This window comes from Arenibacter latericius DSM 15913, from assembly GCF_000424985.1.
GTDB classification, from domain to species: domain Bacteria; phylum Bacteroidota; class Bacteroidia; order Flavobacteriales; family Flavobacteriaceae; genus Arenibacter; species Arenibacter latericius.
Map to the genome: position 1 here is coordinate 121,399 of NZ_AUKX01000006.1, position 26,220 is coordinate 147,618.

The following is a 26,220-nucleotide window of genomic DNA, read 5'->3' on the forward strand; positions in this document are numbered from 1 at the left end:
GGCCTTTTATTTAATTAAAATGGTGAGAGCTAATTTTTCAACAATTGAAGTGTTAGGATATAGATTAGCTTTAGCTGAAATTGGAATTCTTGGGCCTGCCCATAGGAGGGACTCAATACTTAAAACTGAAAGGCTTAATTTAATTCCCAAATTTTGTAGTTTAGAATAGCGGCAAAACAAACCCATAGTAAGTAGGGTATCATGAGATAAGCGGAAGTCTTATTTACTATTTTAAACCACTTAATAGTAAAAATTAATAAGACCAAAAGAGTAAGGATAATTAGTAAGGCTCCAAAGATATTTTGAAATCCAAAAAATACGATGCTCCACAGGGCATTGAATAAAAGTTGTATCCCAAAATGATATAGGGCGGTTTTTACCCAGATATGATAAAACCCTTTCGCCCATACTAAACCAACGGCAATGCCCATTAAAATATAAAGAAGGGTCCATACAGGTGCGAAAATCCAACTAGGAGGATTAAACCAAGGTTTGTTAAGTTGTAAATACCAATCGTTTACCGAACTTTGCGTGGCAAAACTAGATAGAAATCCGACCAAAAGGCAAATTGCTACGGAAATTGCGATATAGGTATATTGCTTTTTCAAAAACTGGCAGTTATTCCCCCTAAAGTAGGAATTTATTTTAACAGCAACTAGGGCAAACCCCCTTAAAAGCTATCTTTGTACAAATTTTTAGCATTATGAGGGAAAAAGACTTTGTTGCGGGGAAATATTCTGCCTCCGTTATAGATGGAAAGGTAACTTATAAATCTCCTAGTAATATTGCCTTGGTGAAATACTGGGGAAAAAAAGATAATCAGGTGCCAGCAAATCCTTCTGTTAGTTTTACACTGGATTCTTGTGCTACCACTACCAGCCTTACTTATTCTAAGTTGGAAGAACCAGGAAAGGATTTTTCTTTCGAATTGCTATTTGAAGGGAAGCCTAAGCCAGATTTTAAACCCAAAATCCAGACGTTTTTTACTAGAATATCCAATTATTTGCCATTTTTAAAGTCCTATCATTTTGTTATAGAGACTTCTAATTCCTTTCCTCACAGTAGCGGGATAGCCTCATCTGCAAGTGGAATGTCTGCACTAGCATTATGTTTAATGTATATAGAGAATCAGTTAGATCCAGCAATGGAAGAGGATTATTTTAATGCGAAAGCCTCATTTTTGGCCAGATTGGGATCTGGGAGTGCAGCAAGGAGTATTAAAGGACCTATAATGCAATGGGGTCACCACCAAGATACAGAGGGTAGTTCGGATTTTTATGCCATAAACTATCCTTATAAAGTGCATGAAGTATTTAATAATTACCAGGATACTATTTTGTTGGTAGACAAAGGACAGAAGCAGGTAAGTAGTACCGTTGGTCATAACCTTATGCACGGCCACCCCTTTGCTGAACAACGTTTTAAACAGGCACATGATAATCTATCTAAATTGCAGAGGATTTTTGCCGAAGGCGATCTTCCAAATTTTATAAAGGTGGTAGAGAGTGAAGCCTTAACGCTACACGCCATGATGATGAGCAGTTTACCGTATTTTATGTTGATGAAGCCGAATACTTTGGAAATTATCAATAAAATATGGGAATTTAGGGCAGAAAGTAAGTCGCACCTCTGCTTTACTTTAGATGCAGGGGCAAACGTACATGTGTTGTACCCAGAGTCAGAAAAAGATTTGGTATTGCAGTTTATTAAGGATGAGTTGGTTGCATATTGTGAAAACGGGCAGTATCTTTGCGACCAAATCGGGAATGGTGCGGTTGAAATTTAAAGGAGTGATATAATTAAAATGGTGAAGCTATAAGTAGGTGTGACTTGTCTGCCTAAGGGATAGTAGCTTGCTATCAATTATCGATTCTTCAATTTTAATTATAAAATAATTAGTAACTTAATAGAATGAAAGGACCACTATTTTACTCTAAAATTCTGCTATTTGGGGAGTATGGAATTATTAAAGATTCCAAAGGACTTTCCATACCCTATAATTTCTTTAAAGGTGCCTTAATATCATCGAATAAGGACACGGAACAAGCTAAGAAATCTAATGCCAGTCTTAAAGCTTTTGCTTCTTATTTAGAGGAAATGCAAAAGGATAATGCGTCCTTAGTGAGTTTTGATCTAGAGGCCTTGAAGGAGGATCTTGATAACGGAATGTATTTTGACAGTTCTATTCCGCAAGGGTACGGAGTTGGGAGTAGTGGTGCATTAGTAGCTGCTATTTACGATAAATACGGGATAGATAAGATTACGGTCTTAGAAAATCTTACCAGAGAGAAATTATTGAAATTGAAAACTATTTTCGGTAAAATGGAATCCTTTTTTCATGGCAATTCCTCTGGATTAGATCCTTTAAACAGTTATTTAAGTCTTCCTATTTTAATAAATTCTAAGGACAATATAGAGTCTACCAGTATTCCTTCCCAAAACCTCGATGGTAAAGGAGCTGTTTTCTTGTTAGATAGTGGCAGTATTGGAGAGACCGCTCCCATGGTAAATCTTTTTATGGAGCAAATGAAGCAAGAAGGGTTTAGGGCCATGTTAAAGAATCAGTTTATTAAACATACCGATGCCTGTGTAGAGGATTTTATTACCGGTAATATTAAAAGCCTCTTTGGAAACTTAAAACAGTTGTCTAATGTAGTCTTGGATAATTTTAAGCCTATGATTCCTGTAGAATTCCATAATCTTTGGAAACAAGGAATAGAGAGTAATGATTACTATCTAAAATTATGTGGTTCTGGTGGTGGTGGTTACATCCTAGGGTTTACAGAGGACATCGATAAAGCCAAAAAAGCACTAAAAAATTATAATTTAGAAGTAGTTTATAACTTCTAAGAATCCAAACTATGTTTAGTAGACAAAATAAGCTCTTACTTTTAAAGTTTTTGAGCTTGTTTTCGGTTATTCGAGGGTATAATATCCTGATAATAGTTCTAGCACAATACCTGGCATCTATTTATATTCTTGCGCCAGATTTGCCTTTAAGAGAGGTGCTCCTAGATTTAAACCTCTTTGTTATAGTGGTTGTTTCTGCTCTAGTAATTGCAGGCGGTTATATTATTAATAACTTCTATGATGCGGAAAAGGATCTTATTAATAAGCCTAGGAAGAGCATGTTAGATCGGTTGGTAAGTCAGCGTACCAAGCTTACTACCTACTTTGTGCTAAATTTTATTTCTGTTTTTTTAGCAAGTTATGTGTCTTTCAGGGCAGTTTTGTTTTTCTCTGCTTATATTTTTGGAATTTGGTTTTATTCTCATAAACTAAAAAAGGTGGCTTTTTTAGGGAATTTTGTTTCAGCTACCTTGGCCATTACTCCGTTTTTTGCCGTTTTTGTTTACTATAAAAATTTTGACACGGTTATTTTTGTACACGCTCTATTTTTGTTTTTGTTGATTATAACTAGGGAGTTCATTAAAGATCTTGAGAATATTGCAGGAGATTTGGCCCAGAATTATAAGACCATACCTATTCTTTATGGGGTTTCCTTCTCTAAAGTCTGCATTACAATCCTTATGGTGCTTACCTTAGTACCTTCGTTTATGTTGATAGAATATTTTGATATAGGTTATATGTATCTGTATTTTATAAGCTGTATCTTTTTTCAGATCGGATTTTTAATATTATTGATGAAAGCCAATAGCAAAAAGCACTACGTTTGGCTTCATGCTATTTTAAAATTGATTATCCTTACCGGGGTGTTCAGTATTTTGTTAATCGATATTGATCTTGTTTTAAATAGAATTCTTCACTAATAACGAATTAGCCATTCTTTCTCACAATCATCCAATAACCTTTGTTATCTTTGCCTCAAATTAATTAAGTATGAGTAGGTCAAGTTCAAATGGCGATAAGAAGGCATCAGGAAGACAAGGTGGAAATTTTCGCAAGAAAAGTTACGCTAGAGGTAATGCGCCAATAAAGAAAAAAGATGAACCGAAGGCACCATCCGATCCCAATGTAATGAGATTAAATCGGTATGTAGCCAATTCTGGAGTGTGTTCGCGTAGAGATGCAGATATCTTTATAAAAGCGGGTAGTGTTACGGTAAACGGAAAGCCGGTCACTGAAATGGGATTCAAAGTAAAACTTACCGATGAGGTGAAGTTTGATGGACGTTTATTAAATCCCGAAAAAAGAGAGTATGTACTTCTTAACAAGCCTAAAGATTTTGTAACCTCTACAAAAGATGTGTATGGTAGGAGAGCAGTTTCTTCTCTAATTTCCCAAGCTTCTAAAGCTAAACTTACCCCAATCGGGAAAATGGATAAAACCACTACTGGCTTATTGTTGTTTACCAATGACGGGGAGATGACAAAGCGTCTTACTAAGCCTAAAAACGGACTTAGGAAAATATACCATGTAGAGCTTAATAAAAACCTTAGAGGAGAAGACCTTAAGAAAATTAAGGAGGGCATAATGGTAGATGATAAAGTAGTTAAGGTAGATGACATTAGCTTTATTGATAATTCTCCTAAGCGAGAAATTGGAATTGAGCTGAGAAGTACCCGAAGTAAAATTGTACAACGTATTTTTGAAACCTTGGAATATGAGGTTGTGAAAATGGACCGAGTTGTCTATGCCGGACTCACTAAAAAGGATTTGCCAAGAGGACATTGGCGATACCTTACCAAGCAAGAGGTTATTAATCTAGGAATGATTAAATAATTTTATTTCAACAATATAAAATGCCCTTTGGAGAATTGCTCCAAAGGGCATTTTTGTTTTCTTCAATCCTTTTTCTTCCCATCATTTATTATAAGTTGCTGTAAAGAAATAATTACATATCTTGCCGCCATGAGAAAGCTTCTTTTAATTTTATTGGCAGTACCGCTCCAAATGATGGCGCAGGAGGTGCCTGGATCTGTTCAGTTTTGGAATACTTTAACTACGCATTGTGGCAAAGCCTATGAAGGGGAGATTGTTGCCGGAGGAAAGGAAGGCGATGGCTTTACAGGTGAAAAATTGGTGATGCATGTTCGTGCATGTGGGGAAAAGGAGATTAGGATTCCATTTTTCGTAGGTGAAGACAAATCTCGGACCTGGGTGCTTACCATGGGGGAGGATAATTTAATTCTCTTAAAACACGACCATAGATTAAAAGACGGTTCCGATGATGAGGTAACTATGTATGGTGGACTTAGTCCAAACACAGGATTGGCAGGGATTCAGTTTTTTCCAGCAGACCAATTCACTTCAGACCTAATTTCCTATGCTTCTAATAATGTGTGGTGGATTACTGTAGACGATACCTCTTTTACCTATAATCTTCGTAGAGTAGGTTCGGATAGATTTTTTTCGGTGAAGTTCGATCTTACTAAAGAAGTGGCCACACCAGGTGCTCCTTGGGGTAGTGAGAATTAATTATAGGTAGGAAGTTGATCCAAATACCCACCTAAGTTCATTTTCTAGTTAAGCGGGTGCAACTGCATATTACCAAAGCATTTTCCTAGACCGAATAAATTTCGATATCTTGTTTGTTCACTACGGACAATCAATAATGAGTTTAGGAAGGATGAAAGAAACATTTGCTGCTAAAATTATTAGTTTTAATAAAGAACTCAATTTTTCTAAGGAACTGTATAAAGGAATACAGGTATTAAATCCTTTTAAGGATAATGCCGAAATCTTAGATATTATGGATTCCTTCTACCGTAAATTCTATAACGATACTAATAAAAGAAAATTAATTGTTGGTATTAACCCTGGTAGATTAGGTGCCGGTGTCACTGGCATTCCATTTACAGATACTAAGAGGCTGACGGAAATTTGTAACATTTCCATAGATTCCGTTAGCAGCCATGAACCCTCCTCTGTTTTTGTATATGAAGTAATAGAGGCATATGGGGGCGTAGAACGGTTTTACGGGGACTTCTTCATTAATTCAATGTCACCCCTAGGTTTTATTCAGCAAAACACCAAAGGGAACTGGGTGAACTGCAATTACTACGATTATCCGCAGTTGTTTGAGCAAACTAAGCCATTTATTATATCGAACTTAAAAAAACAGATTGCAATGGGAGTCGATACTTCTAATTGTATTGTGCTAGGTAAGAAAAACGCCAAATATTTGAAATCTATCAATACCAAAGAAAAGCTTTTTGATTCTATTACAGTCTTAGACCATCCCCGCTATATTGTACAGTACAAATCCAAAGAAAAGGATAAGTATCTCACCGAATACTTAAAGGCATTGAGTTAACATTCCTGTTGGTTATTTTCAATACTTGGGAAGAATGCTATGTTGTTAAATATAAAAATGATCTTAATGCTAATAACAATTATCCCCCTCTGTAATGGAGGGGGATAAGTTAAAATATATTAGGAGGTACACTAAGCAATCCGCTCCATCTTTTTTTGGATCTCTGCTAGGCACAAATTTCCTAGGCTTCCCTTGTGGGTGTGTTTTATATCCCGTTTTGGAGTAAAGGTCCCTTCATTAATTTCTTTCCCCATTTTTTTATAGGCATCTCTAAACGGGACTCCGCTCAATACCAGCTCATTTAAAGTGTCTACGCTGAATAGATAATCGTATTTAGGATCTTCTAAAATAGCGTTGTTTACTCTTATCTCGCGTAAGCTGAAGGTAAGGATCTCTAAACAGGCTTTAAGATCTTGAATGGCTGGTACAATCACTTCTTTTACCAATTGTAAATCTCTATGATAGCCGCTGGGTAGGTTATTAGTTATTAGGATTAATTGATTAGGTACTGCCTGTAGTTTGTTACACTTACCTCGTACAAGTTCAAAAACATCTGGATTCTTCTTATGAGGCATAATACTACTTCCTGTAGTAAGTTCATCTGGGAAGGAAATGAAATCGAAATTCTGACTCATGTACAGGCAAATATCCATCGCCATTTTAGATAAGGTAGCGGCAACATTACTCATTCCGAATGCTGCTGCTTTCTCTACTTTACCACGTCCCATTTGAGCGGCCACAACATTGTACTTCATGGTTTCGAAGCCCATTTCCTCTGTAGTGAAATCACGGTCAATTGGGAAAGAACTTCCATATCCTGCTGCACTACCTAACGGATTCTGATCTGCCACCTTGTAGGCGGCATCTATGAAGTACAAATCGTCTACCAAACTTTCTGCATAAGCAGAAAACCACAGCCCAAAAGAAGAAGGCATTGCAATCTGTAAGTGGGTATAACCAGGTAATAAAACGGATTTATATTTATCGGCTAAGTTTATAAGTAGATCAAAAAGAACTTTTACCTCACTTTTTATTTCTGCAAGTTCGTTTTTAAGATAGAGGTGCATGGCAACTAAAACCTGATCGTTCCTAGATCTTGCCGTATGTATCTTTTTACCGGTATCGCCCAATTTTTTGGTTAGGACATATTCAATTTTGGAATGCATATCCTCAAAATTGTCTTCTATAACAAATTTCCCCTTCTCAATAGTTTTTGCGATATTATCTAACTCCTTTACTAAATCCTGGGTTTCATTTGGCGTAATTAGGCCAATTTTACCCAGCATCTTGGCATGTGCCTTAGAGGCGATTACATCATACTTTGCTAAGAGCAGATCTAATTCTCTGTCGTTTCCTACTGTAAAATGATCAATTTTTTTATCCGTGCTAAAGCCTTTGTCCCAAAGTTTCATTTTCTATATGTTTTTATTTCCCAATAAGAGGGAATATGGTTTGTTGTTGTTAATATCTATCAATCTTTGCTTAATTGACTATTTATTCAACAGAAATCCTTCTAATATTTTGATGTACAAGTCAACTCCTTCTTCAATTTCGCTAAGATAAATAAATTCGTCTGCAGAATGAGAACGCGTACTATCTCCAGGCCCTAATTTTAAAGACTGGCAATATAAACATGCCTGATCCGATAGGGTAGGAGAGCCATAGGTTTCTCTGCCAAGTGCTATACCTGATTGTACCAAAGGGTGTTCCTTGGCTATAGAGGATGAGTTTAGACGTAAGGACCGCGGTTCCATCTCGCAAGGGGCTTCTTGGGCTAGAATGTCTGCAATTTCCTGATTGCTATAACGGTCGTTTACCCGTACATCAATAACTAAATCTACATGACCAGGGACAACATTGTGTTGATTGCCGGCTTTTAGTTGAGTTACCGTAAGTTTTACTTCACCTAATGCTTCAGAAACTTTAGGGAATTTATAATCTTTAAACCATTGCAATACCTCAATAGTATTGTAAATAGCATTGTTGTTGTTAGGATGTGCCGCGTGCGAAGGCGTACCACTCACTTTTCCGTCGAAAACTACCAGTCCTTTCTCGGCAATGGCCAATTGCATTAATGTAGGCTCCCCAACTATAGCAACGTCAATTTTAGGAAGAAGGGGTAACATACTGTTTAGTCCATTTGGGCCCGAACTTTCCTCTTCTGCAGAAGCCACTATAATAATATTATGGCTTAAGTTTTCTTTGTCATAAAAATAGGTGAAAGTAGCCAGGAGAGATACTAGGCATCCTCCCGCATCATTGCTTCCCAATCCATAGAGTTTCCCGTCTTCTACATGTGGATGAAAGGGGTCTTTGGTATAAGATGAATTGGGTTTAACAGTATCATGATGCGAGTTTAATAAGAGGTTTGGCTTATTAGCATCATAGTGTTTGTTAAAGGCGTATACGTTATTTTTCTCCCTTTTAAATGGGATGTTGAAATCGCTCAACCATTTTTCAATGGTATCCGCGGTTTTATCTTCTTCGGAAGAGAAGGACTGAATACTGATCAATTGATGAAGTAATTCAATAGCTTTTTCCGTTCGTTGTTTCTGATCCATAATAATTTATAAGGTAATTGTGGTATACAAAGTTGCGTTGGGAGCTAACATGCTAATATTTCCAATGCAAACCTTGCCTACGTTTTTATGAAGCGCATGAAAGCAATTTTCCAATTTGGGTAGCATGCCATCCGCTATAATTTTCTTTTCTAATAATTCTTGATAGTTGCCTGGCTCCAAGTGTTTTACTACGGAGTCTTCGTCTGCTATATCAAACAATACCCCTTTCTTTTCAAAGCAATAATATAAGGTGGTGTCAAAGGCGTCACTCATCCCAATAGCTACTTCTGAAGCAATGGTATCTGCATTAGTGTTTAATAATTGCCCCTCTTTATTGTGGGTGATTGCGCAGAATACCGGAGTAAAATCCGCTTGCAGTAATTGATAAATAGCAAGGGTGTTTACTTCTTCTACATCACCAGCAAAACCGTAATCTATATCTTTTACTGGGCGTTTTACAGCTCTGATGGTATTGCCATCGGCACCGCTTAATCCTATTGCATTGGTGTCGCGAGCTTGTAATTGGGCTACGATATTTTTATTGGCTAGGCCGCCATATACCATAGTGATAACCTTTAAACCTTCGGCATCCGTAATTCGGCGTCCTCCAATCATTTTGGATTCTACTCCTAGTTTGTTAGCTATTTGAGTAGCTAATTTACCTCCTCCATGGACCAATATTTTTGGGCCTTCCATGGTGGAAAAGGCATCTAAGAATTTATGGAGTTCTGCTTCGTTCTCTATTACGTTGCCTCCAATTTTCACTATGGATAACTTCTTTTTCATAAGCCCTAATTAGTCGCTCCTATTCGGAGAAATTGATATATCTTATTTCCTTTAGCCTTTCATTAGGCATCGGAATATGCAGATTACTTGTCTAAACTATGTAAAACCTTTTTTAGCACTATTTGTGCGGCATAGGTCCTGTTGTTGGCTTGTTCTATCACTAAGGATTGTTCCCCATCTAATACTTCGTCTGCTACTACTACGTTTCGTCTAACTGGTAAACAGTGCATAAACTTGGCTTTTCCCAATTTTTTTTCGGTCATAGTCCAGTTTTTATCCTGATTTAATACCTTCCCGTAGTCCTGGTAATTGCTCCAGTTTTTCACGTATACAAAATCGGCATCTTCTAAAGCCTTGTCTTGGTCGTATTCAATTTTTGTATCCTTGGTGATTTCGGGGTTTAAATCGTACCCCTTAGGATGAGTAATTACAAAATCTGCATCTTGTAATTGCATCATCTCTATAAAAGAATTTGCTACAGCATGCGGTAGCGCTTTCGGATGCGGAGCCCATGAAAGAACTACCTTGGGTTTTTTCTTGGTATTATTTTCGGAGAGCGTAATGGCGTCTGCTAATGCCTGTAACGGGTGCCCAATGGAGCTTTCCATATTAATTACAGGTATACCAGCATATTTTTTAAAATTATTAAGTACTACCTCGGCCTCATCTTGTTCCTTGTCGGTTAAGGAGGCAAAAGCTCGTATACCTACAACATCACAATACTGTGCTACTACTTTAGCGGCTTCCTTAATGTGTTCGGATGTGCCTTGGTCCATAATAGTGCCATCTTCATACTCTAAGGCCCAGCCCTCACTACCAAAATTCATAACTATAACTTCCATTCCAAGGTTCATTGCCGCCTTTTGAGTGCTAAGGCGGGTTCTTAGGCTATTATTAAAAAATAATAGGCAAATGGTTTTGCCCGCACCTAATGTTTTGTATTGCATAGGAGCAGCTTTTAAGGATTTTGCTTCTTCTACCCATTGGGGAAGCGAGTCAATGTCTTGTAAGGATAAATAATGTTGCATGTTTTTATTTTATTGTGGTAAAGGCAATTTTATTTTCTAAAGCGTTAATTATAAAATTTTCCTGGATGCCGTTTACTATCCAGGTTTCTATATTTGCGTTTTGTGCAATGGTGGCTGCTTCTATCTTAGATTGCATTCCTCCGGTTCCGTGCGAGGATTTGGAGTTGCTGATCTCCTTTTCTAAAGATGCCAAGCTTTGGACTTGCGTTATAGTTTTGGGATCGTTGGTTTCTATAGACTCCTTAGTGTAAATACCATTAGTATTGGTGGCAATAATCAATAAGTCTGCATTGATTAGAGCCGCAGTAAGAGCGGCAAGTTTATCATTGTCACCAAATTTTATCTCATCAGTTGCCACGGTATCATTCTCGTTAATAATTGGGATAAAATTATTAGCAACTAGGACGTTTATGGTATTACGAATATTTTCTTTGGATACTTGTTTTTCAAAATCGGAATAAGACAATAGGCATTGGGAAGTAAACAATCCTAATTCTCTGAAATTTTCTTGAAAAATTCGCATTAGATGGGGTTGTCCAATGGAGGCCAAAGCTTGTTTAACCGTTATTTCTTCCCCATTATGCTCCAGTTTTACAAATTGTTTTGCTGCTGCAATAGCACCTGAACTTACTATTATAAATTCGTATTGGTCATTCAGTTTAGCAATTTGTCGGCCAATATCCTCAATTTTTCCTCGTGATATATGATCGGTTTCCTTGGTGAGGGTATTAGATCCTATTTTTAATAATATTCTTTTTCGTTTCATTTTCCTTGCTTTAACCGATTTGTCCAAAGTACTCTGGTGACGTACAGGTCATTTTGCTCCCCTATGACCTGTACTTTATTACTCTAACTCTTTTTTAAGAGCATCGAAAAATTGATCTAGATTTTCCTTGGTTATATTCAATGCCGGTAATATTCTTAATACATGTTTGTTATTGGCACCACCGGTAAACATATGCTGGTTGTAAATTAATTTCTTTCTCAGTTCGCCTACCTCAAAATCGAACTCTAGCCCCAACATAAGTCCCATTCCTTTTACCTGTTTTACTTGAGGTATAGTAGCTGCTTTTAATTTAAAATATTCAAAGAGTTCAGCTGAGTTTTCTATGAGATTTTCTTTTTCAATCACCTCTAAAACAGCTAGCCCTGCAGCACATGCCAAATGATTTCCTCCAAAAGTGGTACCCAAAAGTCCGTAAGATGCTTTTATGCTATCATGAATCAACACCCCACCTATAGGAAAACCATTCCCCATTCCTTTAGCTACGGTAATAATATCTGGTTTAATATTAAAGTGTTGGAAAGCAAAGAACTTACCACTCCTTCCATATCCACATTGCACTTCGTCTGCAATCAGGATAACCTCATACTCCTTACATAGTTTAGCAACATTCTCATAGAAGTCTGGTGAAGGCATATCTAAACCACCAACTCCTTGAATTGTTTCTATGATTACGGCACAGACGTCTTTTTTACTAATCTCGCTGATAAAAGCTTGTAGGTCATTAAAAGGAAGAATGCTTACCTTTTGTTGTTTGTTGATAGGGGCATTAATTTTTTCATTATCGGTAACAGCTACCGCCGCTGAGGTTCTACCGTGAAATCCATTTTTAAAGGAAATTACACGCGATTTTCCGTTTTGGAAGGAAGCTAGTTTTAAAGCATTTTCATTCGCTTCTGCTCCAGAATTACAAAGGAACAGATTGTAGTCTTCACAATTGGAAAGTTTACCCAATTTGCTAGCCAACTCCTCCTGAATAGGGTTTTGGATGGCATTACTATAAAAACCAATTTTCTCTAACTGATCTTTTAATCGGTTTACGTAGGTGGGATGGGAGTGCCCTATAGAAATTACAGCGTGACCTCCATAAAAATCTAAGTAATCTTGGCCTTTGTCATCGGTAACCACGATTCCCTTTGCTGATACGGGGGTTACATCGTAAAGTGGATATACGTCAAATAAATTCATCTGTTATAATTCTTTTTTTGGCTCTTAAAGGCTAGCCTTTAAGAGAAATTAGTAAAGGGCTATTCCTTTTTAATTTCGTTTATTTTATCAAAAGATGCTAAGATCCCCCTAATTAAGGAAGAGCTCAGACCTTGGTGTTCCATTTCGTTAAGTCCAGATATGGTACATCCCTTTGGGGTGGTTACCTTATCTATTTCGTGTTCTGGATGGCTTTCCGATTCTATTAATAAGTTTGCAGCTCCGTTACAAGTGTGCATCGCTAATTCTTGAGCCTCTTTAGCATCAAACCCTAGTTGGATTGCGCCTTGAGTGGTGGCGCGTATCATACGCATCCAAAAGGCGATTCCACTAGCGCAGATAACCGTAGCAGCTTGCATTTGTTGTTCAGGAATTTGTAGGGAATGCCCCATTCTGTTGAAAATAGCTTTAGCTAGCTCTATACGTTTAAGCCCCTTTTCATTGCTACATATACAGGTCATGGATTTTCCCACTGAAATAGCGGTATTGGGCATAGCTCTAATAATATAGTTATCGGACCCAATAACTTCTTCCATTTTAGCAATACTAAATCCAGTTATGGTAGAGATAATCACATGCTTGTCTGTAAGAAGGTCTTTTACCTCATTCAAAATTTTTGTGAATTGTCCCGGCTGAACGGTAAAAATTAAAATGTCGGACTTGCTTACTGCCTCTCTATTGTCGGAGGTGGTGCTTACAATACCATATTCTTCCAACTCTTTAAGATCGCCCAAATTTCTTTTGGTGAGGACCATGGAGGTAGCGCCATTAGTGCTCAAAATACCTTCGGCAATGGACATCCCTAAATTTCCGGCCCCTATAATGGCTATTTTCATTTCCTTAATGTTTAATTACCGATTTGGACTATTATGTAAAAGCCCATTTCGGAAAAGTTTGATGGTTATTAGTGGAGCTCATTTTTGCTGTTGACAAGAATGAGCTCCATGGTTTTTATGTTGACTAAAAGACACCTGCTTTCAATTGTAAGCCTGCATTCTCTTCCAGGCCAAAAGCCAAATTCATGTTTTGCACTGCCTGTCCCGATGCTCCTTTTAAGAGGTTATCTATGGCAGAGGTAATTAATAAGGTATTATTGTGCTTATGCAAATGAATGTGACATTGGTTGGTGTTCACCACTTGTTTTAGGTTGAGGTCTTCTTCGGTAACCTGAGTAAATACCGCATCCTTATAAAAATCATAATACAAGGAATAAGCTTCTTCTAGGCTTCCTTTAAATTCAGTATAAGCAGTTGCCAAAATACCTCTGGTGAAGTTCCCTCTATTGGGCAGAAAGAATAATTCTCCTGTTTCTTTTTGTAGGCTTTGCAAACTTTCTTTTATCTCCCCTAGGTGTTGGTGAGTAAAGGGCTTGTACCAGGAAACATTATTGTTTCTCCAACTGTAATGAGCAGTAGGAGAAAGGCTTGCCCCCGCACCAGTACTGCCAGTAACAGCATTTATATGTACTGGGTTATTCAATAGGTTTGCCTTTGCTAAGGGTAGTAAAGCCAGTTGTATACCGGTAGCAAAACACCCAGGATTGGCAATATAATTTGCAGATTTAATTTCTTCTTTCTTTAGTTCTGGCAACCCATATACAAAGTTTTTACCATCAAAAAGAGCATCTGCAGCCAACCTAAAGTCGTTGCTTAGATCTATAATCTTGGTAGCCTTAGAAAATGGGTTTTCCTCTAAGAACTTAGTAGAATTACCATGCCCTAGGCATAGGAATACCACATCTACATCTGGATTTACGGTGCCTGTAAATTTTAGATCTGTTGTCCCTAGCAGGTCGGGATGGGCAGTCGTAATCTTTTTGTTAGCCCTAGTGGTGCTATAGACAAAGTCTATTTTGGCATTAGGGTGGTTTAAAAGTATTCTAATAAGTTCGCCGCCTGTATATCCGGATCCCCCTATGATTCCTACTTTAATCATCTTGTTGATTTACATGATTGTATATTTTTCCAGGGTTGGAAAGAATTTTTATGAATCCTTTAGCGTCGTCAGCTGTCCAACCTTCATTCATTTCTCCATAGCTACCAAATGAAGCATTCATCAGATCGTGAGGAGAAGATATTCCGTCTAATTCAAATCGATACGGGTGGAGGCTTACAAAAACATCTCCTGATACATTTCTTTGGGTATCGGTAAGGAATGCTTCAATGTTACGCATTACCTCGTCCATATAGTTGCCTTCGTGTAAGAGCATTCCATAAAAGCTTGCTTGTTGTTCTTTTTGGTACTGCTGCCATTTGCTAAGGGTGTGTTTTTCTAGTAAATGGTGTGCCTTTATGATGATTAATGATGCAGGAGCTTCAAAACCTACTCTCCCTTTAATACCAATAATAGTATCGCCAACATGGATATCTCTACCAATAGCATATTTGGAGGCTAAGGCTTCCAATTTTACAATATTGTTTACTGGAGTGTCCGTATCCCCATCCAAAGCAATTAGCTCTCCCTTATGGAAAGTTAATTTAATTTGGGTAGGCTCTGTTTCCTGTAATTGACTTGGGAAGGCATGGTCTGGTAAAGGTTTATGGGAGGTTAGTGTTTCGTCTCCACCAACAGAAGTTCCCCATAGTCCTTTATTGATAGAATATTTTGCTTTTTCCCATGGATAATCTACGCCATTCTTTTTTAGATATTCTATTTCTACCTCTCTAGATAGCTTATTATCCCTTATAGGAGTAATAATTTCTATTTCGGGAGCTATAATCTGGAAGATCATATCAAACCTCACCTGATCATTACCAGCGCCTGTACTACCGTGTGCAATATAATTGGCACCTATTTTTTTGGCGTAGTTTACTATTTCAATGGCTTGTACAATTCGTTCTGCGCTTACAGAAAGAGGATAGGTGTTATTTTTTAAAACATTACCAAATATTAAGTATTTAACTACTTTTTCATAAAACGTTTGTACGGCGTCTATAGAGGTATAGCTAGTAGCGCCAAGCTCTAAGGCTTTTTTATGGATTTGCTCTATTTCTTCTTGTGGGAATCCGCCGGTATTAACGCTAACGGCATGTACTTCAAACCCTTTTTCTTTAGATAGGTATTTTGCGCAATAAGAGGTATCTAATCCTCCGCTATAGGCCAAAACTAATTTTTTCATTTTACTCATTTATATAGTTATTGGGAAGGCGATGTATGCGATCCCTTATTTCGTTTTCTTACTTAGGAATAGGCTTTCTTTTATGCTTTTTAGCCTTTTAAAAGCCTTAGAATTTACTTTTTCTATGCTGCTAGATTTTGTTTTTATGGCAGGGTCATATAACATCCCAGTACATAGACACATTTTTTGCTCCGTTCTGGTCAGAATATCGAAGTTCTTACAGGTTTGGCAACCTTTCCAAAATTCGGGATCTGTGGTAAGCTCCGAAAAGGTGACAGGTTTATAGCCCAATTCGTAATTCATTTTCATTACAGCTAAACCGGTAGTGATACCAAAAATCTTAGCATCTGGAAACTTAGATCTAGAAAGATTGAAAATTTCTTTTTTTATTCTTTTGGCTAATCCTTGATTTCTATAATCCGGGTGTACTATAAGCCCAGAATTAGCGACAAATTTCTCGTGTCCCCAAACTTCGATATAACAGAAACCGGCAAACTTATCACCATCTAATGCGATGACTGCATTTCCGTTACGAAGTCTTTTTTCTATATATTCGGGAGTACGTTTTGCAATCCCTGTGCCCCTAACTTTGGCCGATTCTGCTATAGTATCACAGATGATCTCGGCATATTTAAAATGGGAGTCGTTAGCAATAACAATCTTCATTGAATGTTGCTTTAAATTAGAAATAATATTTTGATGTTTTTTGAGAGCGGAAATGGACTCACCTATTTCCATAACAGAATGGCACCCTTACGGGCGACGACGTGTAGGCGTAAATGAATAAGCAAGGTTAGTAACCTCGTTATAATTTAATATGTGTGTAGTTTTATTCATTGCTGATATCAAAAGTACAAATAAATTTTATTCATGACATTTCTGAGATGAATTTTTATGAAATAGTTGATTTTTATTTTGTAATCTGATTATTTCATAAATCATAAAGGTGTAAACTGCAAAATACTCAAGGATCAATAGTAAACTACTTTCTTTATAAGCGGCATTGGTGTAGGTAAAATAACTTAAAAAGATAGTGAAGGACCATAATAATGGAAATCTAAATTTGGTGAACAAACAAAGTACTACCAAAAAAATAATGTACCAAGGATGGACGGTAGCAGATAAAAAATAATAGAGACTAAGAATCCATAACATGGAAGTTATTAGACTATCTGTGTTCTTGTTATTCCTAATAAAAGTAATTAAGCCTACCCAAATAATAATTATTATAGGAACGATTTTGCCATATGTTTTAATCAATTCCCAAGGTTTGGCATCCCACTGGGTGCTAATAGATTTAACTAGATTATAAAACCCTGCATTAAATTCAAAATTAGAGAACCAAAGACCTATGGTCTGAGAATAATTCGTGATAAATTCTGGTGCATAGAAGGGAAGTGCCAGTGAAAGTGTAACTCCGCCTACCAGCGTATAGAATACCATACTTTTCTTTATTCCAAAGTATTTTAGAAAAATTGGCAGAAACATTAAAGGGATAAGCTTTATAGAAATTGATAGGGAGTAAATTACCGCAGCTAATTGCCATTTGTTTTGATTTAGTAGGTAGAGTGAGCATACGAAAAAGAACAACATCACTCCTTCAAAATGAAGATTGCCTGTAAGTTCTAAAATAACTAGTGGATTTAAAAAATACCAAAATATAAGGTGAGTAGATTTATTGAGCTTACGAAGCAACTTTCTTCCAAAATAAAGGATACCTAAATCTGCGAGAATTATAGTAATTCGCATTATTACTATACTGCCCAAAGCGCTATGCCCTGTTAGTAAGGATGATAATGCAAAAAGTAGTTGGTTTAATGGCGGATAATTACTGAAATTAGACCTGCTTAAATCACCCATTCCAATATATAACTCCATGGCAATGGGTACTTTACGATGGAGATCCATGATAATATCTTTGGGTAAATGTAAGTAGGGGTTAATGCCATTGATAATCAGTTGGCCATCCCAAATAAAACGATAAAAATCTTGTGACAGAGTGGGAGTGGAAAAAAGGAAAATTATCCTGAATAAGATGCCAGAAACAATTAGAAAAGAAAAATTCCATTTCTCAAATTGAACCAGTTTATAGCATAAAAAGAATAGCGCCGAATATAGGGAGATCAGCTTTATAAAATCTGTCCGTGGCAAATGATATCCTATAGTGTAATAGATTAGAAGGGAGGTAAATACCATTATAATTGGAAGGCGGTGAAGTCTCCAATAAGAAATGGCTTTATCTATCATAGGGATATAAAATGTTAATGGTATTGGTTGACGATGGTATGGTCTTATTCCAAATTTAAATCAAATATAATTAAATAGGTGTAGGAGGATACTTAGAATAGGGGAAGTTGGTAAAAATATCACTTTTGGTGGCCTTCACATAGATTGATTATAAAATAACTCTGGTTCCATAAGGGAATATGGAACCAGATATTAAGTTTTTAGATTACTGGTAGTATTTTTTTATACACCAAGAAAGGGTTGAATGCTCAGATACGTCCCTGAATTTCTGTCCAAAGTACTATTTACGCCCGTGCTGCAAAAAGGGATTTAAAAAATACATATCCAAAACCTAGGAACAGCATAAAATGAAAAGGGAATAGTCCAAAGTCGTTCAAAGGAATAGCACTATACATTCCAAAAAGAAAATAGAGCATTAATAGCGCTTCTAAAATCATGTTGGGAGATAGTTTTGTTGTTAGGTATTTATTGCCTTTCCAACTGTCTTTTATGTTATTCAGGTTAAATTTTGGAGTCCTTACAAATTCACTTCTCTTTCCCATATGACCTTCTAGTACAGCAATAGAATTGTGTAAAGAAAAGCCGAGAGCAACGGAGAAAAAGGTAAAGAATATCTTTATATAGTCTACAAAACTATTAAAACTGCTGCCTTGTATACTTTTATAGGTAAACCAATAGCATACAAAGAGTATAATGGTACTAAGTATAAAAAAATTGGTAGCTTCAAAAACCCAACCCAAATGATCATAGGTGTTTTTTATGTACAGCATGGGGATACTTAATAGTGCTACCATAAAGACACAAAGGAACATAGAGCTATTTAATAAGTGCATAACTCCGTGGAATTTGGTTTTAAACGAGATATTTTTAGCGCTTACCACACTCCAAACGGTTTTTCTAAAGTTCTCTGCACCACCTTTGTTCCAACGGAACTGTTGGGAACGGGCGGCACTTATAACAACTGGAAGCTCTGCCGGAGTTTCTACATCTTCTAGATATTTAAATTTCCAGTTTTTTAGTTGCGCTCGGTAACTTAGGTCTAAATCTTCGGTAAGGGTGTCTCCTTCCCAGTTCCCAGCATCCAAGATGCACTCTTTTCTCCAAATACCGGCAGTACCGTTAAAGTTGATGAAATGGCCTTTGGCATTTCTGCCTACCTGCTCTAAAGTAAAATGAGCATCTAAAGCGAAAGCCTGAATTTTAGTTAGGGTAGAGTAATCTCGATTGATATGTCCCCATCGGGTCTGTACTACCCCAATTTCCTCGTCTTTAAAATAGATCACGGTTTTCTTTAACCAATCGCTAGAAGGAAGAAAATCTGCATCAAAAATGGCAATGAAGTCACCTTTAGCAGTAACAAGCCCCTCTTTTAAGGCGCCTGCTTTAAAACCTTGTCTGTTAGTTCTACGAATATGTTTTATATCGAGTCCGGTTTCCTGAAGAATTTCAATTTTTTTAGCGGTTTCCAATACAGATACGTCGGTGGAATCGTCTAAAACCTGAATTTCCAATTTGCTTTTTGGGTATTCTATTTTAGCAATATTGTCTAGTAAGCGTTCCATTACATACTGCTCATTGTAAACTGGCAATTGTATGGTGACAAAAGGGATTTCTTTTGGATCTAGTAAATTGTATTTAGGGGCTTCTTTATTTTTTCGCTTTTGTCCTAGATAGTTGACTAATAAATTTAACTGAGCCAAACTATAAAAGAAAATTAATAATAAGGATATACTGTAAACGGTAATGATAAGGTAAGTAATTGTTATTCCCATTTTTTATTTTATGCTGTATTTAAATATCCAACCTAGGATTTTTGCGCCTGCAAATATAGTGCCTTTTAGCGTTCCTGATACTTTAGAAACCCCAATTCTTTTTTTGTAACGAACTGGTACTTCGGCGTATGTAAAACGTCGTTTTATTATTTTTAATTGCATCTCTACTGTCCAGCCGTAAGTTTTATCCTCCATTTCGAGCGCCATTAGCGTTTTGTATTTGATAGCTCGGAACGGACCAAGGTCTGTGAAATTAGCTCCAAAAAACCACTTCATCAGCGTGGTAGCAAGGAAGTTGCCAAACACCTGTTGTGGTGTCATAGCGCCATCCTCTCTTAATTCCTTTACTCTAGAACCTATTACCAAATCCACATTATTTTCCAAAATAGGTTGTATCACTTTTGAAAGTTCCTCTGGATAATCGGAATAGTCTCCATCCATAAATACGATAATATCGGGTTGTTTAGATGGCTCGGAGAGATAATTAATTCCTTTAAGACAGGCGTAGCCATAACCTTTTCGGTTTTCCGTGAGAACAGTAGCTCCTGCTGACGCTGCATTTTCCGCAGTGGCATCCGTAGAATTGTTATTTACTACGATTACCTCTGAGACTATTTTAGGAATGTCTTTTATTACTTTGGCAATAGAATCTTCTTCGTTATATGCGGGGATAATTACTTTAATATCCGTCATTGTATATGTTGAGGGGAGAATTTCGATATTTCTTCAAATTGATTTTAATAGTTGGTGGCATTGCAGCTTATGAGTAATTATTTAGAATGCACATCGAATTAATAGTTTTATAGCGGTTGCAAAGGTATCATTAGTTTTAGGATTTTTTGTTTACCAAATCCATTAAGTCTACATCATTGCCCAGAAGTACCTCTGTAGGGTTAATTCTTCCTTCTAAAGGTCCATTTTCCAAATTTAATACTCCTCTTGGGCAAACAGCAGAACATATTCCACAGCCCACACAGCTAGATCTAACTATATTTTCCCCTTTCTGGGCATAGGCTCTAACATCTATACCTTGTTCACAGTAGGTAGAGCAATTTCCGCAAGAAATGCATTGTCCGCCATTTGTAGTAATTCTAAAGCGCGATTTAAATCGTTGAACGAATCCTAGATAGGCAGCAAGCGGACAGCCAAATCGGCACCATACCCTATTGCCAAAAATAGGGTAAAAACCTGTACCTATCACTCCGGCGAAAATAGCCCCGATTAAGAAGCTATAGGCATTCTGAACGCTCTGCGTTTTTATGCCTAATACAGTACTAGACTCTGTAAAAAAGCTGTACAGTGTCATTAGGGTCATCCCTACCGCAAAAACAAGTACCCCATGGATTAGCCAGCGTTCTATTTTCCAAGAAAATAAGGACTTGCTAGAATGTTGGCGGTAAGGATCGCCCAAGGTTTCCGCTAATCCTCCACAGCCACATACCCATGAGCAATACCATCGCTTCCCAAAAAAATAGACCATTACCGGAACTACAACTAACGTGAGGGCAATGCCCCACACCAAAATAAATAGTCCAATTCCTCCACTATTTAATAAGGACCTTAAATTCCATTGGAAAAAGAAATCATAATCCAACGGAAAGATATTCTTAAAATCGTAATAAGGCATTTGGAGTCGCACCATAATTTCTGGTATCAGAAAGGCAAAAACAATCTGAAAGAAAAGAACGGAAGTAGTCCTTACCATTTGATAGGTGTTGTGTCTGTATTTAATATACATCCGTACTGCCATTACCGTCATTACAACGCTATACATAAAGCCGTAAACAAACCAATGCCCTGCTAGGTTCCCGCTTAACCATAAGCTTAACGGGTCTAAAGTATAGGTCCAGTTAACTGCATATTCTGGGCGAAAGTAAAGCAACAGATAAAATGAGACTAAGTATATAAAGACCAACCAAGCGATCCATCCTCTATTTGTTGCTTTTTCATGATAGATGCCGTCATTTTTAATTCCCTTTTTTCCCAATAAAATTACATTGGGAAGAATAAATACTAAGGCTCCTATAATGCCAAGTCCAAAAGTGAGGAACCACATTAATATTTTATTGTTAACTATAAAACCTTCTCCAGAGGCTTTAGCTAAGGTAGCAGCCATATCGTGAGGACCAACATACATTACCTTATTATATTCCTTGTTTTCTCTGTGATGAGCATTAGCATTTTCAAGCGCGGTAGTAATTTTAGAAGACAGTGCGCTTACTCCATTAAAAGATTTGCCAACTACCGTGTTCTCTAATTCTTGGACAAATATTTCACTCTTTATATTTTGATCTGTGACTACTTTCTTAAGGTTGTCCGTACTCAAAGTAAAGGTACCGGTTAATGGCAGTAAGGTGAAGATGCTTAACCCGACTAGAAAAATGAGTAGGCCTATATTTTTTATTGCTTTCATTATTTTATGCTAGGCGTTGCTAAAAATTCGTTTCCAACTTTTCTTCTTGGGAGTAATGTTGGTGTTAAAGATGCTATTGTAATGTGCTACTATGGATTTTTCATGACGCGAATAAAATTCAGGATCAAAATTGGCATCCTTTAAATATTCCATCACGTAATTTATATCCCTTTTTTCAGTTAGCCATCGATCCACTATTTGGTGTCGCATTCTAATTCCAAAAGTATTAATCCCTAATAATTGTTTATTATCCTTGTGGTAAGCTACGGTAATGCAAATCTTTTCTTTGGGGTGTCTCCAGTGAAAATGTTGTTCATATTCTTTTTTAGAGACTTCAGGAAAGACCCATCCATAAGTTTGGTATTCTATATCTAGGAATTTCGCCGAGTTAAACCAGTGACCGGGATTGTATGGTGTTTTGCGGCCACAGATCGTCTGTGCCAATGCTTCTCCCATCATTCTACCTGTATACCAAACTGCTTCTACAGGTCTACGGTTACCTATGGCCTGATGTTGTTCTGCACAGTCTCCAATGGCATATATATCTTTAATATTAGTCTCTAAAAATTGGTTTACTAATACACCTTTTCCTAGTGATATTCCAGAGTCTTTTAAAAAGTTGACGTTGGGCGAAACCCCTGCAGTTAATCCAACTACATTACATGCTATGGTTTCCCCCTTGTCTGTAGTCACGGCCTTGGCTCTTCCATTCTCATCAGAAATAATTTCTACCAAATTGGTATTCAGTTGAAGGTCTATATGATGTTCTCGGATGTGTTCATTAATCATCTGGGACTCCCCTTGTGGTAAAACTATATCCCAAAAGCTTGCCTCCCGTACCAAAAAGGTAACCGGGATGTCTCTACTGCGGAGCATTTCTGCCATTTCTATTCCTATTAAGCCGCCCCCTACAATTACAGCCCTTTTGCAAATCTCTTTATTCGGAGCATTTGCTTCTAATAATTCTAGGTCCTGTTTGGAATATAGTCCCTGTACCCCTTTTAAATCTTGTCCTGGCCATCCAAACATATTGGGTTTAGAGCCTGTAGCGATAATTAATTTATCAAATTTTATTGCTTGCGAATTTTGGAGTAGGAGGGTTTTATTTTCGGTATCTACTTTATTTACATAAGCATTAACAAGTTCGATGCGATTTTTCTTCCAAAACCAATTTTCATAAGGCTGAGTGTGCTCAAACTTCATATGTCCCATATACACATACATAAGGGCAGTTCGAGAAAAAAAGTAATCGCTTTCAGCCGAAATTACGGTGATTTTCTTGTTAGATAATTTTCGGATATGTCGGGCAGCGGTGATCCCCGCAATTCCGTTACCAATAATAACAACGTGTTCCATAGATAAATTGGTTGTGTAGACTAAGTCGGACTTAATTGATAAAACTTAAAGTAACCTATCTAATTTAGAATAGATTTAATTATAGGTATAACTCAAATGTACGGATAAAGGAATTAAATGCTTGGAGGTTATATTTTTTAATCAGCCATGAAAATCTTAAATTGAGACGTAAATCTTTATGAATGAAACAGTTTTGGGGCTTTATTATGTGTTTGATGATGGTGGCTTGTGTAGACGGCACTCAACAAGAAAAATTGAATGGGGTGAGTTTTGTGGCTTCTCGCAATCCAGTGACGCAAAAAGATGTAGATGCTGTGCGGGAAATACATGCTAGATGTGCGGCTGTAATGCCTTTTGGATTTATAAGAGATAAAGATTCCCCGGAAATAATTTTTGATACTTCTAGACAGTGGTTTGGCGAAACCCGTACAGGGGCAAGGCAGTACGTTGATTTGTTGCATGAAAACGGATTAAAGGTAATGATGAAGCCACAAATATGGATTTCTAGAGGGGAGTTTACTGGAAACTTGAAAATGGATTCGGAACAGAAATGGAAAGCTTTGGAATCCTCCTATGAGAAATTTATTATAGCCTATGCTTCCCTTGCACAGGAAACCAAAGCCGATGCTTTTTGCATTGGAACGGAGTTGGAGCAATTTGTAAAACATCGTCCGGCTTTTTGGATGTCCCTTATAAAAAAGATTAGAGGAGTGTATGGAGGGAAACTTACCTATGCGGCTAACTGGGACGAGTATAACAGAGTTCCTTTTTGGGAGCAGTTAGATTTTGTTGGAATTGATGCCTACTTCCCCTTATCGGACCAAAAAACACCAACTGTAGCCGAATTGCGACAAGGTTGGCAGAAGCATAAGGAGGAGATAAAATCTTTGTCTATGGCTAAGAATAAGCAGGTATTGTTTACGGAATATGGTTATAGAAGTAATAATTACACTGCAAAAAAACCGTGGTTGGTAGACCATAGTCAGGATGATGTTAATTTAGAAGCCCAAGTTAATGCTACCCAAGCTATTTTTGAGGAGTTTTGGAGCGAAGAATGGTTTGCTGGAGGCTTTGTTTGGAAATGGTTTATAGATCATGAAAGGTCTGGTGGACCTATGGATAACCGATTTACTCCACAAAACAAACCAGCACAAGAAGTGATTAAAAGCTTTTACAAAAGAACTTCATAAGTTGCTATCAGTTTATTAGTGTATTTGGGGACTACCTTACTGTAAAATTGATGTAATTAGATAGAACCGTGATACATATTTGTTAATGCCCTCCTAACTTTATAGGAATTCGGCAGAATTTTTGATAACATTTGTTTAAAATCACACTAGTGTTGAACAAAAGAACATATCTGCTATTTTGGATACTTGGTTTATTGGTGCTTTCTGGATTTTCACAAACATCCTTAAAGACAGTCGTTGCGGAGAAAGGAGACGGAATTTATTCCCTTCTTAGAAAACAAGGATTGAGTCCGGCAAAGCATTATGGGCATTTTATTGCTCTTAACAAAGATATTTTATGGGATAGTATTCATCTTTTTCAGGGTAGGGAATATGTGCTGCCACCTGTGGAGGTAGGTTCTGGTGATCGAAAAACTACGACATTAAAAAAAGAGCCTAAGGTGTTAAAGGAGAGTTTGTTTGGAAAAGAACACGCTTTGGTGACCGTTAAAAGCAACAAATTAAATGGGGCAGTGTATTATTTGGTCTCAGGACACGGAGGTCCAGATCCTGGTGCAGTGGCTTCGTACAAGGGAAAAATGATTGCAGAAGATGAGTATGCGTATGATATTACCCTTAGATTGGCCAAAAAGCTGATGAGTCATGGTGCAGAAACTTATATAATAGTCCAAGATCCCAATGATGGAATACGAGATTATAAGATTTTAGAAATAGATAGGGATGAGGTAGTCTACCCCAATCAGAAAATTCCTTTAAATCAATTGCAGCGATTGAGGCAAAGGGTAGATGTTGTAAACCAACTTTACCGGAAGAATAAGGGTAAGTATCAACGGTTAATTGTAACCCATGTAGATAGTAGGAGCAAAGGGCAAAATATAGATGTGTTTTTCTACCATCATGAAAAGAGTAGAAATGGGAAACACTTAGCGGAGAGTATCCACGAAACGTTCTTAAATAAATACAGGAAATATCAGCCTAATAGAGTCTATGAAGGTACTTTTGAAGATCGTAGCGGTCTGTATTTGATAAAGAATACTTTGCCAGCGATGGCTTATATAGAAGTAGGTAACATAAGGAACAGAAAAGACCAAAGACGAATTTTAGAACCAAACAATAGGCAGGCCGTTGCAAATTGGATTTCTGAAGGGATTATTTTGGATCGCACTAGAAAATCGCGTTAAGGGGTTAACTTACAACCTGAGTTCGGGATAAGCATTTAGTAAAATAATGCTAATTGTCCATTTTTATTTTGCTCTTTTTCAAATTTGATTCCCGGTTTCTTCTCTTGGAACGAATAAGCTATTAGGCTTGAGACAAGATTAGTTATGAAATTTCCGAAGCTCCTGTGTCTAGAGTGTTCTGCGTCACATATATTTTTAAGCTGATCGTTTATGGTTTCTATAATTGAGCGTTTTCTAAGTAGTATTTTGTCCCTGAGGGTCATCAGTACATTCTTCATATTGTTTCTTATTCCAGTAACCAAGTGCAGACCGTCCTCAAATAGCATCTCCCCAAGATCCTTCGAGATATAGCCCTTGTCCG

At 37.1% G+C, this 26,220-nt stretch carries 25 protein-coding genes; 8 read left to right on the forward strand and 17 right to left on the reverse strand.

Annotated elements, in window-relative coordinates:
- Positions 1-134 precede the first annotated feature (134 nt).
- Entirely contained in the window at positions 135-608 is a 474-nt protein-coding gene (locus H344_RS0104315; RefSeq protein ID WP_026809173.1) for a TspO/MBR family protein, read from the reverse strand.
- A 95-nt stretch (positions 609-703) separates the two neighbouring features.
- Between H344_RS0104315 and H344_RS0104320 the strand changes: the two genes are divergently transcribed.
- From H344_RS0104320 to H344_RS0104345, 6 genes are all read left to right on the forward strand, one after another.
- Complete coding sequence (locus H344_RS0104320; protein ID WP_026809174.1) at positions 704-1,786, forward strand: diphosphomevalonate/mevalonate 3,5-bisphosphate decarboxylase family protein; 1,083 nt, start codon at positions 704-706, stop codon at positions 1,784-1,786.
- Between the two features lie 125 nt (positions 1,787-1,911).
- Entirely contained in the window at positions 1,912-2,850 is a 939-nt protein-coding gene (locus H344_RS0104325; RefSeq protein ID WP_026809175.1) for a mevalonate kinase family protein, read from the forward strand.
- A gap of 11 nt (positions 2,851-2,861) precedes the next feature.
- The gene (locus H344_RS0104330; protein ID WP_026809176.1) at positions 2,862-3,770 is read left to right on the forward strand and encodes a geranylgeranylglycerol-phosphate geranylgeranyltransferase; all 909 of its coding nucleotides are present in this window, start codon (positions 2,862-2,864) and stop codon (positions 3,768-3,770) included.
- A 70-nt stretch (positions 3,771-3,840) separates the two neighbouring features.
- Positions 3,841-4,683: a pseudouridine synthase gene (locus H344_RS0104335; protein WP_026809177.1), complete on the forward strand. Its 843-nt coding sequence runs from the start codon at positions 3,841-3,843 to the stop codon at positions 4,681-4,683.
- A 129-nt stretch (positions 4,684-4,812) separates the two neighbouring features.
- On the forward strand, positions 4,813-5,379 hold the full coding sequence (locus H344_RS0104340) for a hypothetical protein (RefSeq protein ID WP_026809178.1): 567 nt from the start codon (positions 4,813-4,815) through the stop codon (positions 5,377-5,379).
- A 151-nt stretch (positions 5,380-5,530) separates the two neighbouring features.
- A complete protein-coding gene (locus H344_RS0104345; RefSeq protein WP_026809179.1) occupies positions 5,531-6,217 on the forward strand; it encodes a uracil-DNA glycosylase family protein in 687 nt (228 codons plus the stop codon).
- Positions 6,218-6,348: 131 nt separating this feature from the next.
- On the opposite strand, the gene argH is transcribed toward H344_RS0104345, so the two are convergent.
- The 15 genes from argH to H344_RS0104420 form a co-directional block, all read right to left on the reverse strand.
- Positions 6,349-7,629 carry an argininosuccinate lyase gene (gene argH, locus H344_RS0104350; RefSeq protein ID WP_026809180.1) on the reverse strand — a complete coding sequence of 427 codons (1,281 nt, stop codon included), beginning with the start codon at positions 7,627-7,629 and terminating at the stop codon, positions 6,349-6,351.
- 78 nt (positions 7,630-7,707) lie between these two features.
- Positions 7,708-8,778 carry a M20 family metallo-hydrolase gene (locus H344_RS0104355; RefSeq protein ID WP_034256128.1) on the reverse strand — a complete coding sequence of 357 codons (1,071 nt, stop codon included), beginning with the start codon at positions 8,776-8,778 and terminating at the stop codon, positions 7,708-7,710.
- A gap of 6 nt (positions 8,779-8,784) precedes the next feature.
- The gene (argB, locus tag H344_RS0104360) at positions 8,785-9,564 is read right to left on the reverse strand and encodes an acetylglutamate kinase (protein ID WP_026809182.1); all 780 of its coding nucleotides are present in this window, start codon (positions 9,562-9,564) and stop codon (positions 8,785-8,787) included.
- An 83-nt stretch (positions 9,565-9,647) separates the two neighbouring features.
- A complete protein-coding gene (locus tag H344_RS0104365) occupies positions 9,648-10,592 on the reverse strand; it encodes a Rossmann-fold NAD(P)-binding domain-containing protein (RefSeq protein WP_026809183.1) in 945 nt (314 codons plus the stop codon).
- A 4-nt stretch (positions 10,593-10,596) separates the two neighbouring features.
- Entirely contained in the window at positions 10,597-11,358 is a 762-nt protein-coding gene (gene proB / locus H344_RS0104370; RefSeq protein WP_026809184.1) for a glutamate 5-kinase, read from the reverse strand.
- A gap of 78 nt (positions 11,359-11,436) precedes the next feature.
- Positions 11,437-12,564 (reverse strand): aspartate aminotransferase family protein, encoded by a 1,128-nt coding sequence (locus H344_RS0104375; protein ID WP_026809185.1) that lies wholly within the window; start codon positions 12,562-12,564, stop codon positions 11,437-11,439.
- A gap of 59 nt (positions 12,565-12,623) precedes the next feature.
- Positions 12,624-13,418, reverse strand: coding sequence for a pyrroline-5-carboxylate reductase (gene proC, locus H344_RS0104380; protein ID WP_026809186.1), 795 nt, complete (start codon positions 13,416-13,418; stop codon positions 12,624-12,626).
- 124 nt (positions 13,419-13,542) lie between these two features.
- Positions 13,543-14,517 carry an N-acetyl-gamma-glutamyl-phosphate reductase gene (argC, locus tag H344_RS0104385; RefSeq protein ID WP_026809187.1) on the reverse strand — a complete coding sequence of 325 codons (975 nt, stop codon included), beginning with the start codon at positions 14,515-14,517 and terminating at the stop codon, positions 13,543-13,545.
- Positions 14,510-15,700: an argininosuccinate synthase gene (argG, locus tag H344_RS0104390; protein WP_026809188.1), complete on the reverse strand. Its 1,191-nt coding sequence runs from the start codon at positions 15,698-15,700 to the stop codon at positions 14,510-14,512. The genes argC and argG overlap by 8 nt, the downstream gene beginning before the upstream one ends.
- Positions 15,701-15,745: 45 nt before the next feature.
- Positions 15,746-16,366, reverse strand: a complete 621-nt coding sequence (locus tag H344_RS0104395; RefSeq protein WP_026809189.1) for a GNAT family N-acetyltransferase — start codon at positions 16,364-16,366, stop codon at positions 15,746-15,748.
- Positions 16,367-16,564: 198 nt separating this feature from the next.
- Positions 16,565-17,947, reverse strand: a complete 1,383-nt coding sequence (locus tag H344_RS0104400; RefSeq protein WP_026809190.1) for a glycosyltransferase 87 family protein — start codon at positions 17,945-17,947, stop codon at positions 16,565-16,567.
- 284 nt (positions 17,948-18,231) lie between these two features.
- Positions 18,232-19,719 (reverse strand): cellulose synthase family protein, encoded by a 1,488-nt coding sequence (locus tag H344_RS0104405; protein WP_026809191.1) that lies wholly within the window; start codon positions 19,717-19,719, stop codon positions 18,232-18,234.
- A 3-nt stretch (positions 19,720-19,722) separates the two neighbouring features.
- The gene (locus tag H344_RS0104410; protein ID WP_026809192.1) at positions 19,723-20,412 is read right to left on the reverse strand and encodes a glycosyltransferase family 2 protein; all 690 of its coding nucleotides are present in this window, start codon (positions 20,410-20,412) and stop codon (positions 19,723-19,725) included.
- A gap of 136 nt (positions 20,413-20,548) precedes the next feature.
- Positions 20,549-22,132, reverse strand: a complete 1,584-nt coding sequence (locus H344_RS0104415; protein WP_026809193.1) for a 4Fe-4S binding protein — start codon at positions 22,130-22,132, stop codon at positions 20,549-20,551.
- 9 nt (positions 22,133-22,141) lie between these two features.
- Positions 22,142-23,488 (reverse strand): NAD(P)/FAD-dependent oxidoreductase, encoded by a 1,347-nt coding sequence (locus tag H344_RS0104420; protein WP_026809194.1) that lies wholly within the window; start codon positions 23,486-23,488, stop codon positions 22,142-22,144.
- A gap of 182 nt (positions 23,489-23,670) precedes the next feature.
- On the opposite strand from H344_RS0104420, the gene H344_RS0104425 reads away from it, so the two are divergent.
- Positions 23,671-24,678, forward strand: coding sequence for a glycoside hydrolase family 113 (locus tag H344_RS0104425; RefSeq protein WP_026809195.1), 1,008 nt, complete (start codon positions 23,671-23,673; stop codon positions 24,676-24,678).
- A 152-nt stretch (positions 24,679-24,830) separates the two neighbouring features.
- Complete coding sequence (locus H344_RS0104430) at positions 24,831-25,859, forward strand: N-acetylmuramoyl-L-alanine amidase family protein (RefSeq protein WP_157378136.1); 1,029 nt, start codon at positions 24,831-24,833, stop codon at positions 25,857-25,859.
- Positions 25,860-25,894: 35 nt separating this feature from the next.
- On the opposite strand, the gene H344_RS0104435 is transcribed toward H344_RS0104430, so the two are convergent.
- The coding region (locus tag H344_RS0104435) for a transposase (RefSeq protein ID WP_026809197.1) at positions 25,895-26,220 on the reverse strand (326 nt) is incomplete at its 5' end.